12 protein-coding genes are annotated in these 14,162 nt (G+C 71.8%); 7 read left to right on the top strand and 5 right to left on the bottom strand.

Annotated elements, in window-relative coordinates; translation table 11 throughout:
• Positions 1–85: 85 nt before the first annotated feature.
• Both AB0C26_RS40615 and AB0C26_RS40610 read right to left on the bottom strand, forming a co-directional pair.
• On the bottom strand, positions 86–2,101 hold the full coding sequence (locus AB0C26_RS40615; protein WP_360259050.1) for a serine/threonine-protein kinase: 2,016 nt from the start codon (positions 2,099–2,101) through the stop codon (positions 86–88).
• 663 nt (positions 2,102–2,764) lie between these two features.
• A complete protein-coding gene (locus AB0C26_RS40610) occupies positions 2,765–3,835 on the bottom strand; it encodes an esterase-like activity of phytase family protein (protein ID WP_360259048.1) in 1,071 nt (356 codons plus the stop codon).
• Positions 3,836–4,006: 171 nt separating this feature from the next.
• Here AB0C26_RS40610 and AB0C26_RS40605 point away from each other — a divergent pair, with 171 nt between their 5' ends.
• The 4 genes from AB0C26_RS40605 to AB0C26_RS40590 all read left to right on the top strand — a co-directional run bounded on the left by AB0C26_RS40605 (position 4,007) and on the right by AB0C26_RS40590 (position 7,726).
• Positions 4,007–4,492, top strand: coding sequence for a hypothetical protein (locus AB0C26_RS40605; protein ID WP_360259046.1), 486 nt, complete (start codon positions 4,007–4,009; stop codon positions 4,490–4,492).
• Positions 4,493–4,680: 188 nt separating this feature from the next.
• Positions 4,681–5,514, top strand: a complete 834-nt coding sequence (locus AB0C26_RS40600) for an ion transporter (RefSeq protein WP_360259044.1) — start codon at positions 4,681–4,683, stop codon at positions 5,512–5,514.
• A 5-nt stretch (positions 5,515–5,519) separates the two neighbouring features.
• Positions 5,520–6,437 carry a cation diffusion facilitator family transporter gene (locus tag AB0C26_RS40595; protein WP_360259042.1) on the top strand — a complete coding sequence of 306 codons (918 nt, stop codon included), beginning with the start codon at positions 5,520–5,522 and terminating at the stop codon, positions 6,435–6,437.
• An 11-nt stretch (positions 6,438–6,448) separates the two neighbouring features.
• Positions 6,449–7,726, top strand: coding sequence for a hemolysin family protein (locus tag AB0C26_RS40590; protein ID WP_360259040.1), 1,278 nt, complete (start codon positions 6,449–6,451; stop codon positions 7,724–7,726).
• On the opposite strand, the gene AB0C26_RS40585 is transcribed toward AB0C26_RS40590, so the two are convergent.
• A complete protein-coding gene (locus AB0C26_RS40585; protein ID WP_360259038.1) occupies positions 7,683–9,896 on the bottom strand; it encodes a molybdopterin oxidoreductase family protein in 2,214 nt (737 codons plus the stop codon). The genes AB0C26_RS40590 and AB0C26_RS40585 overlap by 44 nt on opposite strands.
• A gap of 65 nt (positions 9,897–9,961) precedes the next feature.
• Between AB0C26_RS40585 and AB0C26_RS40580 the strand changes: the two genes are divergently transcribed.
• Complete coding sequence (locus AB0C26_RS40580) at positions 9,962–12,490, top strand: hypothetical protein (protein ID WP_360259036.1); 2,529 nt, start codon at positions 9,962–9,964, stop codon at positions 12,488–12,490.
• A 5-nt stretch (positions 12,491–12,495) separates the two neighbouring features.
• A complete protein-coding gene (locus AB0C26_RS40575; protein WP_097327663.1) occupies positions 12,496–12,705 on the top strand; it encodes a dodecin in 210 nt (69 codons plus the stop codon).
• Here the strand turns inward: AB0C26_RS40575 and AB0C26_RS40570 are convergent.
• Complete coding sequence (locus AB0C26_RS40570; RefSeq protein ID WP_360259033.1) at positions 12,702–13,055, bottom strand: DUF1304 domain-containing protein; 354 nt, start codon at positions 13,053–13,055, stop codon at positions 12,702–12,704. The two genes, AB0C26_RS40575 and AB0C26_RS40570, sit on opposite strands and share 4 nt — an antisense overlap.
• Positions 13,056–13,137: 82 nt before the next feature.
• Here AB0C26_RS40570 and AB0C26_RS40565 point away from each other — a divergent pair, with 82 nt between their 5' ends.
• Entirely contained in the window at positions 13,138–13,914 is a 777-nt protein-coding gene (locus AB0C26_RS40565; RefSeq protein WP_360259031.1) for a universal stress protein, read from the top strand.
• Here AB0C26_RS40565 and AB0C26_RS40560 read toward each other — a convergent pair.
• Entirely contained in the window at positions 13,898–14,113 is a 216-nt protein-coding gene (locus AB0C26_RS40560; protein WP_360259028.1) for a hypothetical protein, read from the bottom strand. The genes AB0C26_RS40565 and AB0C26_RS40560 overlap by 17 nt on opposite strands.
• Between the last annotated feature and the right edge of the window lie 49 nt (positions 14,114–14,162).

Raw genomic sequence — 14,162 nt, 5'->3', positions numbered from 1 at the left:
CAACTCAAGCTCCTCACCGGCCTCCGGCCGGTTCGGTGGTCACCCGGCTGCGCCGCCACGCGGGCTCGCGGGCCAGCCGCCCCCGTCAGGCGCCGCCGGCGGTCTCCGACAGGGCGACCGACGGCACGCCGCCGGCGCAGGTGACGGTCATGGTGACCAGCGACTTGCCCTGCTTGTAGGTCACCGCGGGAGCCCGCGACGGGCCACCGGCGGCGCTGAGCACCTTGTAGGGCTTGGTCGCCTGCCAGAAGGTGATCTTGGCGGTGTCCGGCGCCGTACAGGTGGCCTCGATCGTGCCGGCCGCCGAGGAGAAAGTCTTCGCGGCCGGAGGAGCCGCGGTGGGCTCAGCGCTCGGTGTTCCCGGCGCGGGCGCGGGCGCGGGTGCGGTGGTGGTCGCGGTGGCCGGGCTGGACGGGGCGGCCGAGCCGGTCGGCGTGGGCGAGGAACCCGGACTGGGCGCGGTGGCGGAGGGCTTGGCGGTCACTACCGCGCGGGCGCGCGCCGACGTTCGGGCAGCGCCGCCGCCGGGTGTGGCCGGCGCCGCGGTGGCGGAGGCCGGCGCGGACGGGGGCGCGGTCGGCGGCAGCGGGGCCGACTCGGCGGGCGTGACGTGGTCGTCGGGCAGCATGAACCAGGCGCCCACCGCGGCGGACGTCGCCAGCGCGCCCACCGCCGCCCAGCGGCCTGCCGCCCGGCGACGCGCCCTCGCCGCTTCCGCCGGCGCCCGATCGGACCCCGGCGGAGCCGCGTGACCAGGTTGTTCGGGCGCCTGCCCCGGTTGTGCGGCCGCGCCGCCTCCGTTCGCAGGTGTCGCGGCCGCCGTGGCCATGTGTGCGGCCGTGGCGTCTCGCTTCGCGGGCCCTGCGGCCGTGGCGTCCCGCTTCGCGGGCCCTGCGGCCGTGGCGTCTCGCTTCGCGGGCCCTGCGGCCGTGGCGTCCCGCTTCGCGGGCCCTGCGGCTGGGTGTGTAAGCCCGGTGGCTAGGTATGCGGGTGCGGTGGCTGGGTGTGCGGGTGCGGTGGCTGGATGTGCGGGTGCGGTGGCTGGGTGTGCGGGTGCGGTGGCTGGGTGTGCGGGTGCGGCGGCGGCGGCGTGAGCGTGTGTGGTGGCGGCGGCGTGAGCGTGCGTGTTGGACGGGGCCGCGGGGGTGGCGGCCGGTGGAGTGGACGGCGGGGCGGGGTGTGGAGGGCGGTGGTGGTGGCGGGCTGTGGGGATCAGGACTGAGGGCTCGGGTGGGGGCTCGACCGGGGTGGGCGAGGGCAGGCGCTCGTCGGTCACGACGCGGAGGCCGGCGCCCCGGGCCAGGAGGGTGGCGGCCTCGCGGGCGGTGGGGCGGGCGGACGGGGACTTGGCCAGGCAGCGGTTGGTCAGCTCGGCCACGTAGTCGGGGACGCCCGGAAGCATGGACAGGGGCTTGGGGTCCAGGTGGATGTGTTGTTTGAGCAGTTGGGTGGGCTCGTTGGTGGTCCACGGCGAACGGCCGGACAGGAGGCGGTAGAGGACCACGCCCAGGGCGTACATGTCGGAGGCGGGCTCCACCACGTCGGCCAGCAGGCGTTCGGGGGCCAGGTAGGCGGGGGTGCCCAGGACTTCGTCGGAGACGGCGCCGGGAGTGCCGGGCGAGGTGGCGGCGGCGATGCCGAAGTCGACGACCTTGGCGCCGGTGGGGGCGAGCATGACGTTGGCGGGCTTGATGTCGCAGTGGACCAGGTTCTCGGCGTGGGCGGCGGCCAAGGCGGCGGCTATCTCGGCGCCGGTGCGCATGGCGAAGCGGGGGGCCACCGGGCCTTCGCAGAGGCGGCGCAGGAGGGTGCCGCCGGGGACCAGCTCCATCACGACGTACGGGAAGACCTGCTCCTTGTTGGTCATCTCGCCGTAGTCGTGGACCTGGGCGACGTTCGGGTGGGACAGCGCGGCGGCGGCGCGGGCCTCGTGACGGATGCGCTCCCGTGAATCGGGGTCGCCGACCTGACTGGGGGCCAGAACCTTGACGGCGACCGTGCGGGCCAGCACGTCGTCGTGGGCGCGCCACACCACTGCCATGCCGCCGCTGCCGATCGGGGTCAGCAACCGGTAGCGGCCGCCAAGTAGCTGTCCGTTCATCCCGGGCAGTGTGCACCGATCGACGGCCGTCCGCATCTCGGCCATCCGTGCCGAATCGACAGGCGTTCGTCCCACACACTGTCCGTGAGGGGGCGGAATCGGCGGATTTCGATGCGCGGTGGACGAGGACGGCGGGCATGGGATGAAGGATCCGGGCAGAGCCGCGCCAGACTCCGGCGAGTGCGGTCGAACAGCGGGCGCCCGCCCGTCGGCCCGGCCCGGCCCAGCGCGGGCGGTGGTGGGTTCGGCTTGTCGGGCGTGGGTCGGCGTGGGCGCGGTAGCGGGCTTCGGCTCGTAGGGCATGGGCCAGCGTGGCCGCGGTGGCGGGCTTGCGTTGTTGGGCGCGGGTCGGCATGGGCGCGGTGGTGGGCTCGCGCTCGTGGGGTGCGTGTCGACGCGGGCACGGTGATGTGCCGGCGGTCGTCGGGCGCGAGGCAGTGCGAACGCGACTGTGGGCTTACGTTCGCGGGGCGCGAGTCGGTGTCGTCGCGGCAGCGGGCTCACACCGTCGGGTGCGGGGTTCGCTGGCTGGCCGGGTGGCGACGGTTCGGTCGAGGCTGGGGGATCGGGGCTGTCGGCGCCGCCGCGAGTTGGGTGGGACCTCGGTGGTGAGCCCCGGCCTGAGCTGTGCGGCGGCGCCGGAGACGACGCGTCGGTGGTGGGTCAGCGGCGGGAGCGGTAGCGCAGCAGGTGGAACTGGGTGCCGGCCGGGCCGAAGTTGTCGTCGGTGGCCGCGATGATCGAGCGGCTGCCGCCGGGCAGGCGCGGGCCCCAGGTCAGGGCCTCCACGTTGTCGGCGGCCGGGAACTCGAACAGGAGCTTCTTGGGCATGGGCTTTTCGGCGCCGGTCAGGGCCGTCCGGCCGGCCGCGTTCGTGGCGCCGCGCGTTGTCGTCCAGAAGATCTGAATGGTGAAGCCTACGCCGCCGGCGTAGCTGCGTTCGACGGCCAGGAAGTCGGTTCCATCGATCGTCAGCAGGTCGGTGAGGCCGCGGTCCTGGTACGGGTTGGCCGGGTCGGTCGCCGGGTGCGCGATCGGGCTCACCGGGTAGACGTACTCCGCCCGGGCGCGGCCGGAGGCCCGGTCGAGGACGAGGACCCGCGAGCGGCTGCCGTTGGTCAGGGTGGCGGCCGGGCCGTCCTGCACGAGCGCGTTCTCCGTCGCCGTGATCAGGGAGCGGCCGTCGGCGGAGACGGTCAAAGACTCAAGGGCGAGGTTATTGCGTACGCCCGAAGTCGCCGTCGGAAGGTAGGCCGCCGGCAGGCGGTACTCGCGGCGGAACGAGCCGTCGCGCGAGGTCTCCCGCACGAACGGGGGGATGCCGGTCGAGGCGGCGCCTTCGCTGGTCCACGCGAGACGGCTGGTGCCGGGCAGTTCCCGTACGGCCTCGGGGTCGACCGTGCCGTTGGCGAACGCCTGGCCGTTCCTGTCGCGCAGCGTGGTCACGCCCGTGACCACCGGCGTGCCGAGGCCCTTGCGTGAGACCGGCAGACGCAGGGTGTAGTAGCGGGCCGGGGCCAGGGCCGACCGGTCGTCGCTGATCGCCACGTAGCGGCCGGTGCGCGGGTCGTAGTCGATGCCGGAGATGCCGCCGAACGGCTGGCCCGGCGCGAACACGGCCGAGTCCACCAGCGACAGGGCCGGCCCGCCGCCCGTGGGGTGGGCGAGGGCGGGCGAGGCGGCGAGCACACCGGCGGCCGCGGCGGCGGCGACGATGGACAGACGTCGAATCATCGGCCTTTTCTAGAAGACCGACATGACCATGAGGCAACCGTTGCCGCGCCGGCGCGCATTGAGAGGGTGACGAAGGGGGAACATCGATGCGCGCGGACGCGGAGCGCGAGTACGTCGAGTTCGCGAGGGCCGGGGTGCCCCGGTTGCGGCGGCTGGCGTACACGCTGTGCGGTGACGTCCACCGACTTGAAGATCGCCGGCTTCGCGCCCACCCCGCTGGGGGTCAACGCCGGCGGCACGGTCGTCGGCGGCGTCACCCGAGGCGAGCGGCAGGTCGCCTGGGCGTGGACGAACGGTGAGGTCCGCGCCCTGCCCGTCCCGGCCGGCAGCGACGCCACGGCCACCGCGATCAACGCGCGGGGCGACATCGTCGGGGTGGTCGCCCGGCGGGCGGCGTTCTGGCCGGCGGCCGACCCGATGAAGGTGCGCCTGCTGCAAGCGCCGGGGGAGTCGGGCGCGTTCGGTGTCGGCGACGAGGAGCTGATCGTCCGCTACGCGGCCGGCCGACCGTACGCCTGCAAGTCCACTGTCGAAGGTGGTTGCCTGCCCGGTGAGGGTGCGGGCAGCGCGACCGCGATCGCCGGTGACTGGATCGTCGGCACCTCCGGCCCGTCCACCGGCACCGGTGTCGTGGCCGGCGTGACGACCGGGACGTAACCCCGGCCGCCGTACCGCGAAGCCACGCTTTCGACCCGTCGCCTGCCGCACCTGAGCGCCGCTCGCGACTACGACGTGGCCACCGCGATCAGCGCCGACGGCACCGTCATCGCCGGTGAGCAGCCCAGCGGCACGATCACCCGCCCGATCGTCCGGCGGTGCTGAGGGAGGCGATACGCTCTCCCGCGATGTCGCGTTCCGCCCTTTTCTGCAGCCGTCTGGTGGCGGCGCCGTGGTTCAATCTCGCCGGCTTCGCCGCCATCGTGCTCAACGCGATCACGCTGGGCCTCGAGACGTACGAGCCGGTGGTCGCGGCGGCCGGGCCGGTGCTGCACGCGATCGAGTACACCTGCGTGGCGTACTTCGTCGTGGAGTTGCTGATCCGGTTCGGGGCCGCCGGGAAGGCGTTCTTCCGGGACCGGTGGAACCTGTTCGATCTGGTCATCGTGGCCGCGCCGCTGCTGCCCGGCGTGCGGGAGAACGTGACCCTGCTGCGGCTGCTGCGGCTGGCCCGGATCGTGCGGACCTTCCGGTTCTTCCCGAGCCTGCGGATCATCCTGGTCGGGATCCGGCGCAGCCTGCCCGGGCTCGGCAGTTTCCTTCTGGTCACCGTGCTGCTGCTCTACGGGTACGCGATCCTGGGCTGGATGATGTTCGGCGAGGCCTACCCCGAGCGGTACGGCACGGTCGGGCAGGCCATGCTCACGCTGTTCCTGCTGCTGTCGCTGGACGGGATCACCGACACGCTGCAGGCCGGGCGGGAAGTGACCGAGTGGGCGGTGCTGTACTACGTGTCGTACATGGTCGCCGCCTGTTATCTCTTGACGAATCTGCTCGTCGGCGTGGTGCTGACCGCGCTGCAGGAGGCCCACGAGGAGAACCGGGGCGTCAAGGCGGCCGAGCCGCCGCTGCACGAGCAACTGGCCCGCCTCCATCAGCTCATCGACGAGCTGGAGCGACGCCTGCCACAGCAGAGCCTGCCCGTTCCCCGAGGTGCGGAACGGGAACTCCTGAAAGACTGACGATCATGGCGAGTGAGGGCAGCACCCGGGCCGTGATCACCGCGCTCGGCGCGAACCTGGCGATCGGCGTGTCGAAGTTCGTCGCCGCGGCGATCACCGGTTCGGCCTCGATGCTGGCCGAGGGCGTGCACTCGGTGGCCGACTCGGCCAACCAGGTGCTGCTGCTGATCGGCGGGCGCCGGGCCCAGCGGCCGGCCTCGGCGCTGCACCCGTTCGGTTACGCCCGGGAACGGTACGTCTACGCCTTCCTGGTGGCGATCATCCTGTTCAGCCTGGGCGGGCTCTACGCCGTCTACGAGGGTTATCACAAGATCAGGGACCCGCATCCGCTGGAGTCGCCGATCGTCGCCGTGGTCGTCCTGGTGATCGCGGCCGCGTTGGAGGGCTACGCCCTGCGCACCGCCGTCGGCGAGGCCAACCGGACGCGCGGCAAGCGGGACTGGCTCGCCTTCATCAAACGCACCCGCAACCCGGAGCTGCCGGTGATCCTGCTCGAGGACAGCGGCGCCCTGATCGGCCTGCTCTTCGCCCTGACCGGCGTCGGCCTGAGCGTGGCCACCGGCAACGGCGTCTTCGACGGCATCGCCACCCTGTGCATCGGCCTGCTGCTGGTCACCGTGGCCGTGCTGCTGGCCACCGAGACCAAGAGCCTGATCATCGGCGAGTCGGCGGTGCCCGAGCAGGTGGCCGCGATCGAGCGGGCGCTGTTGTCGTCGCCCGGCGTCGACCAGGTGATCCACTTGCGCACGATGCACCTCGGCCCGGACGAGCTGTTGCTGGCCGCGAAGATCGGCGTCGGGGCGGAGGACGAGGGCCGCGACATCGCCGCGACCATCGACGACGCCGAGGCGCGGGTCCGCGCTGCCGTACCCTCGGCAAAGGTGATCTATCTGGAGCCGGACATCTACCGGCCGGCGTCCTAGGGGAGAGTGCCGTGGGCAGCTACGGGTGGCAGATCGTCCTGGTCGTTTTCCTGGTGCTGCTCAACGCCGCGTTCTCCGGAAGCGAGATGGCGCTGATCTCGCTGCGCGACAGCCAGTTGCAGCGCCTGGAGCGCAAGTCGCGCACCGGGGCGACCCTGGCCAAGCTGGCCCGCGACCCCAACCGGTTCCTGGCCACCATCCAGATCGGCATCACGCTGGCCGGCTTCCTGGCCTCGGCGTCGGCCGCGGTGTCGCTGGCCAAACCGCTGACCGGCCCGCTGAGTTTCCTGGGCGGCGCCGCCGAGCCGGTCTCGATCGTGCTGGTCACCATCGTGCTGACCTTCTTCACGCTGGTGGTCGGTGAGCTCGCGCCCAAGCGGATCGCCATGCAGCGGGCCGAGGGCTGGGCGCTCATGGTGGCCCGGCCGCTGGACGTGCTCTCGGCCCTGTCCCGGCCGGTGATCTGGCTGCTCGGCCAGTCAACCGATCTGCTGGTACGGCTGACCGGTGTCGACCCCAACGCCACCCGTGAGGAAGTCACCACCGAGGAGATCCGCGACCTGGTCACCCAGCAGCAGGAGTTCACTCCGGAGCAGCGCACGATCATCAGCGGCGCCTTCGAGATCGCCGACCGGGTGCTGCGGGAAATTCTGGTGCCCCGCCGCGACGTGCTCGTGATACCGGCCGACCTGCCCGCCCCCGAGGCGCTGGCCCGGCTCGTCGCCGGCGGCCACTCGCGGGCGCCGGTGACCGGCCCGATGGGCCTGGACGACGTGCTCGGCGTGACCCACCTGCGCGACCTGATCGACGCCACCGGCCCCGTCCAGGACCACATGTTCGACGCGCTCTTCCTGCCCGAGAGCCTCAAGGTCTCCGACGCGATGATGCAGTTGCGCGCCCAGCGCCAGCAGCTGGCCCTGGTCGTCGACGAGCGCGGCGCCATCGACGGGATCGTGACGATGGAGGACCTGGTCGAGGAGGTGGTCGGCGAGATCTACGACGAGACCGACCGCGACGTGCAGTCGGTGGTGCGCGAGGACGACGGCGCGCTGCTCATGCCCGGGACCTTCCCGATCCACGACCTGCCCGACGTCGGCGTCGACATCGAGCGCCTGGAGGACGCCGACTACACGACGGTGGCCGGGCTCGTGCTGGCCAAGCTCGGCCACATCCCGACCGCGCCCGGCGAGACGGTCGACGTCGACGGCGCCACGGCCGAGGTCACCCGCGTCGCCGGCCGCGCGATCACCGAGATCCGCTGGCGGAAACCCGTACCGGAATCCCGTTGAGCACACTGTTGCCGGACAGCGGGTCGATCGTCAGCTCGTCGGTGAGCAGGTTGGAGTTGACGCCCGGATGGTCCGCCGCCACCCGCATCCGGGTGCCCGGCACGCCGTGACCCCAGCCGTGCGGCAGGCTCACCACGCCCGGCATCACCCGGTCGGTGACCTCGACGGTGGCGCACAGCCGACCGGCGCGTGAGCTCACCTCGGCCTCGTCGCCGTCCTTGATCGCCAGCCGGGACGCGTCGGCCGGGTTGACCTGCAACGTGCACCGGTCGCGCCCCTTCACCAGGGCCGGCACGTTGTGCATCCAGCTGTTGTTCGACCGCAGGTGCCGCCGCCCGATCAGCACCAGATCGTCGGGCCGCCGCGCCAGCGCCGCCTTGAGGCGAGCGGTGTCGGCCACCAGCGGCTCCGGGCACAGCTCGACCGTCCCGCTCGTCGTCCGCAACACCTCCGGGATCCGCGGCTCCAACGGCCCGAGGTCGACGCCGTGCGGGTTCTCGAGGAGCTTGGTCAAGGTCAGACCCTTGGGGTGTACGCCGAACAGGTCGCCGTAGGCGCCGGTGCGCACCGCGACGTCGAGCAGGCGCTCGGCCGGATGGTCGCCGGTCACCTCGGCCCGCAGCTCGGCCACGTCCCGCCCGAGCGGACCGGCCGCCTTCTCCAGCAGCGCGGTCAGCATCCGCTCGTGCACGGCGTCCGTCCCGACATCCTGGCCCGCGATGATCGCCGTGAGCCGGGCCAGGATGTCGCACTCGTCGAGACTGCCGGGATCGGCCGGCAGGACGGCCGGTGAGTACGCGGCGAAGTTGCGCACGGCCAGGGCCAGGAACGAGAAGTCGTAGTGGCCTTTGCGGGCCGGGTCGGTCGGCGGCAGGATCACGTCGGCGTGCCGGGTCGTCTCGTTCAGGTAGGGATCGACGCTGACCATGAAGTCGAGCCCGGACAGGGCACGGTCGAGCCGCCCGCTGTTCGGCGTCGACAGCACCGGGTTGCCGGCGACCGTGACGAACGCGCGGACCTGGCCCTCGCCCGGGGTCTCGATCTCGTCGGCCAGCGCGGCCACCGGCAACTCGCCCTTGACCTCGGGCAGCCCGCGGACCCGGCTGTGCCAGCGGCCGACCCGGAAGCCCTTGCCGCCGGGGCGGCTCTGCTTGCGGGTGTGCGCGGCCAGCGGGAACATCACACCGCCGGGCTTGTCGAGGTTGCCGGTGAGCACGTTCACCACGTCGATGAGCCAGCTGGTCAGGGTGCCGAACTCGACGGTGCAGGTGCCGATCCGCCCGTAGACGGCGGCGCTGGGCGCGGCGGCCAGTTCCCGGGCCAGCTCGGCGATCCGGCCGGCCGGGACGCCGCACGCGTCCGCGACGGCCTCGGGCGGGAAGTCGCGGGCGAGAACTCGTACCTCATCGACGCCCGAGATGTGGGAACCCACGTCGGTGAGCTCCTCCGCGAACAGGGTGTGCACGATGCCGAAGAGCAGGAACGCGTCGGTGCCGGGCCGGATGAACAGATGCTCGTCGGCGTTCTCGGCCGTGCGGGTGCGCCGCGGATCGACCACGATGAAGCGGCCGCCGCGCTGCCGGATCGCCCGCAGCCGGCCCGGGAAGTCCGCCGCCGTGGCCAGGCTGCCGTTGGACTCCCACGGGTTGGCGCCCAGGATGAGCAGCAGGTCGGTGCGGTCGATGTCGGGCACCGGAATGGCGAGCGGATTGCCGTACAGATAGCCGCAGGACACGTGTTTCGGCATCTGGTCGACGGTGCTGGCCGAGAAGGTGTTCTTGGAGCCGAGCGCCTTGACCAGCGGCGTCACGTAGAGGCCGCCGGCCATGGTGTGCACGTTCGGGTTGCCGAGATAGAGGGCGACCGCGTCCCGTCCGTACGTCCGGAGAACCGGGCCGAGACCCTTCTCGATCTCGGCGAACGCCTCCTCCCAGCTCACCTCCACGTGCCGGCCGTCGCGGCGCACCAGCGGGCGGCGCAACCGGTCCGGATCGTCGGTGAGCTGGCCGAACGTCGCGCCCTTGGGGCAGACGAAGCCGTGACTGAACACGTGGTCGCGGTCGCCGCGGGCCGCCACGACCCGGTCGGCGGAGATGGTGAGCTCCAGGCCGCAGGCGGCCTCGCAGAGCGGACAGGTCCTATACGCCGTACGCGTCGTCGCCTCAGCCATCGTGTCATCGTGCCATGGTTCGATGATCGTCGAGCTGGTTGCGAGTGTGAGATAGACACGCTTGCATGCGAAGACTACTGACGGCGGCGGCGGTCGCCGTGACACTTGTCGTAGGGGTCGCCGGGAGCGCGGTCGCCGCGCCACCGACGGCCGCGGACCCGGGCGGTGGCTGGTCCGTAGTGGACGGAAAGCTCACCTGGAAGGCTCCTTCCCGCGTGCCGATGGGCGACGCGGCCGTCGAGTTCTGGTCGAGGAATCGGCTCCTCGGAAAGGCGAAACCCCATCCGGACGGCCGGACCTTCACCCTGTCCTCCCCGGCCGGTCCGCTGAACGAGCTTTCCGTACGGGCCGCGGGCAAGCGCCTCGACGCGGTTCCCCAGCGCGCTTCGCGCATGGCCGCCCCGCCGGTTCCGGCTCAGCAACCGGCCGCCGCTGTCGACCCCGGTGTGCCCGGGCCCTACCGCACGGCCACCTCGGAATACGACCTGGCGCCGGTGAAACTGGAATACGAGGCGCCGGTGGAGACCAGGGCGGTCGTCGTGGCGCCGGTGGGCGCGACCGGGAAACGGCCGCTCGCCCTTTTCCTGCACGGGCGGCACTCGATCTGCTATCAGGGTGACAACGAGGACGTCCCGCAGGAGTGGCCGTGCCCGGAAGGCACGTCGCCGATTCCCAGCTATCGCGGCTATCTGCAGGCGCAGGAACTGCTCGCCTCGCAGGGCTACATGACCGTGTCGATCTCGGCCAACGGCATCAACGGGCAGGACTGGGCGAGCGAGGACGGCGGCGCCCAGGCCCGGGCGGAACTGGTGCGCCACCACCTCGCGCTGCTCGCCAAGGATCGCCGGGCCGATCTCTCGAAGGTCTATCTCGTCGGCCATTCGCGCGGCGGTGAGGGCGTGAGCCGGGCCGCGATGGCGGTCGATCCGCGGTGGACCATCCGCGGGCTGCTGCTGATCGGGCCGACGCTGTTCGGGCACAACCCGGTGCCGGACGTGCCGTCGGCGACGATCCTGCCCGGCTGCGACGGCGATGTCTTCGACCTGCAGGGGCAGATGTACGTGGACGAGACCCGCGGCGTCAGCCGGGGGAAGGCGGTGCACAGCGCGATCTACATGGTCGGGGCGAACCACAACTTCTTCAACACCGAATGGACGCCGGGACAGGCGGTCGCGCCCGCGTGGGACGACTTCTCCAGCGGCGACGCCACCGACCCGGTGTGTTCACCGGGCGCGCCGACCCGGCTCACGGCGGCGCAGCAGCAGAAGGCCGGCGCCACCTACATCGCGGCCGCGGCGCGGCTCTTCGCGCGCGACGACGACCGGGTGCTGCCGCTGCTCGACGGCACCGGGGTGCGGGCGCCCTCGGCCGGCCCGGCCCGGGTGCTGACCCACGCGCTCGGCGGCAACCGGAGCCCGGTGCTGATCCCGGGGCCCGCGGTCAAGGGCGCCCGGATCTGTGAGCAGATCACCGACGTGGCGGCCCGCTCGTGCCTGGACCCCGACGACCAGAATTCGCGGATCGGGCACTTCACCACGTTCGGGCCGGTCGTGCCCGAGCCGGGCCGGTACGCGGTGGACCTGACCGGGCCCTCCCGGGCGGTGCTGCCCCGGCCGGTACGGGTGGACAGCGGCACCCTGGCGCTGCGGGTCATCGTTCCGCCGAACACGAGCGGCACCTCCTTCGGCGTCACCGCGGTCGCGGCCGACGGTCGCCGGGTGCGGCTCGGCGACGTACAGCTCAACGGCCTTCCCGGCACGCCACTGACGACGTCGTACTGGGCTCAGGAGGTCCGGTTGCCGATTCCCCGGCTGACGGTGAAAGCACTCGAATTCCGCGCGTCGGCGCGAGCTTTCGTGCTCGACGCATGGGCGTACGGCAAGGGGACCCCGCCCACCGGAACCCCGAACCTGCCGCAACTGGACATCGGAAATCTGACCGTCGCCGAAGGCGACTCGGGCAGTAAGACCTACCAGGTTCCGGTCGCGGTGAGCGGACGCGGAAAGGGACAGGTGCGGTTCTTTCTGGTCGACGGGATCACCTATGAGCTGACCAAGACCTGGCTGGTGACCGTCGACCGATCGCTGACCGTTCCCCTCACCGTCGAAGGCGACGAGTTGTACGGGGAAGGGGAGGGCCAGATCCTGCTGGCGAAGGCCGAGCGCGGTTTCCAGATCCGCGATTACGTCGGCGGCGTCACGGTCGAGAACGACGATCCGGAACCGACGGTCAGCGCGGCCGTGACCTCGGTTCGCAAAGCCGAGGGCGAGACCCTGACCTGGGAGTTGCGATTGTCGGCGCCGGTCGAATCGCCGTATCTGATCGGGGCCGCGCCGGAACCGCCGGACGGGGCCGAACTCTCCAGCACCGACGTCGATCCGGTGTGGTTCCAGGACGTGGCCTGGGAGGAGCCGGAACCGTCACGGCCGCTCTCGCAGACCGCGGCGCTGCCGTGGGCCTATTTCGAACCGGGCACCGCCACCGGATCGCTTGTCGTGCCGACCATCACCGACACACTGAGTGAGCCGGACGAATCGGTCGAGTTGCACGTGACGCCCGACCTTGTGCTGACCGGAACGGTGAGCGGAAGCTGAGCCGCATGACCAATCACGTGTACCGGCTCAGCGAGGTAGTGGGCAGCAGCCCGACAAGCGTCGACGACGCGATCCGCACGGCCATTTCCAAGGCCAACCGGACCGTACGCAACATCGAGTGGTTCGAGACGCAGGAGATCCGCGGCCAGGTGGTCGACGGGGAGGTCGCGCACTACCAGGTGCGGCTGAAGATCGGCTTCCGGGTCGAGGATTAATTCGCGATGAGCACCGCGGCCATGGCCAGCACGGCGGGAAGCGTCTGCACGTAGATGATCCGCCGGCTGGCCGTGGCCGCGCCGAACACACCGGCCACGGCCACGCAGACCAGGAAGAAGATCTTGATGGCGGCGGCGCCGTCGATCAGGCCCCAGATCAGGCCGGCCGCCAGGAAGCCGTTGTAGAGACCCTGGTTGGCGCCGAGCGTCCTGGTCTGCTGGGCGAATTCGGGCGTGGTGCCGAACGCCGCCCGCCCGCGCGGGCTGGTCCACAGGAACATCTCCAGCACGAGGATGTAGACGTGGATCAGCGCGACGAGCGCGACCAGGACGTCGGCAACGATGATCATGGGCGTCAGGCTATCGCCACCTGCACACGGCCTTGAAAACCCCCTGCTCCTGGGTCGACTCTGAATCCAGGGAGGGAACGCCATGATCAAAACGAGAGTAGTGGTCGGCGTCGACGGGTCGGCCGGTTCGATGGCGGCGGTGCGCTGGGCCGCCACGGAAGCCCGCCTGCGCCAGGCGGAGTTACGGGTGCTGCTCGCGCGGCACCGCCGGGAGTCCTTCGCACTCGACACCCGCCAGGCCGACGCCGACGCCGACCAGTCGACGGTGCACACCGCGGTGATGCAGGCCCGGGCCGTCGCCCCCGGAGTCTCGGTGAAGGGGATCGCGCTGCCCGGCTACGCCGTGCCGGTACTGGTCCACGCGGCCGAGGAAGCGGCGCTGGTGGTGCTCGGCAGCCACGGCGACCGCGGGTTCTTCGGGCAGGCCCACGGCTCGGTGGACAGCCAGGTCGCCACCCAGGCCCGATGCTGCGTGGTCGTCGTGCGCGGCGGCGAGGTGCCGGTGGACGGGCCGGTGGTGGTCGGCGTCAACAGCGACCCGGACGCCTCCACGATCATCGGGCGGGCCTTCGAGGAAGCCGCGATGCGCGGGGCGCCGGTGACCGCGGTGACCGTCCGGGACGGCGGCCCGTCCCTCGACATGATCGACCTTCAGCTCGACCCCTGGCGGGAGAAGTACCCGCAGGTGCGGGCCACCCGTGAGGTGATCGGCGGCAAGCCCGAAAAGGTGCTGCTGCAACAGTGCCGCCAGGCGCAACTGGTGGTGGCCGGCGCCCGTCAGCAGGGCGCGCTGCTCGGGCCGGTCGGCACGACTCTGCTGCAACGGGCCGAATGCCCGGTGCTCATCGCGCGCGCCTGAGCGCCTGGTCGTACAAAATCTGCCGGATCTCGTACGTCTGCCCGTCGGGGTAGGTGTCCAACAGCGCGTACAGGTCGTTCAGCTCGCCGTGGTTGCGGTACATGGCGAGCTCGGCGGCCAGCCGCCGGCGGCGCTTCCGATTGGCGCGGCGCAGCAGGAAGTCGCATCGCAGAATCAACAGCCGGGTTCGCAGCTCCATGGCCACTCCTTGGAGCCACCGTACGCCTCCGGGAGAGAAAAATGTCACA

This window comes from Actinoplanes sp. NPDC048796, from assembly GCF_040650035.1.
GTDB lineage: Bacteria > Actinomycetota > Actinomycetes > Mycobacteriales > Micromonosporaceae > Actinoplanes.
This window is presented reverse-complemented; position numbering and strand designations above follow the sequence as displayed.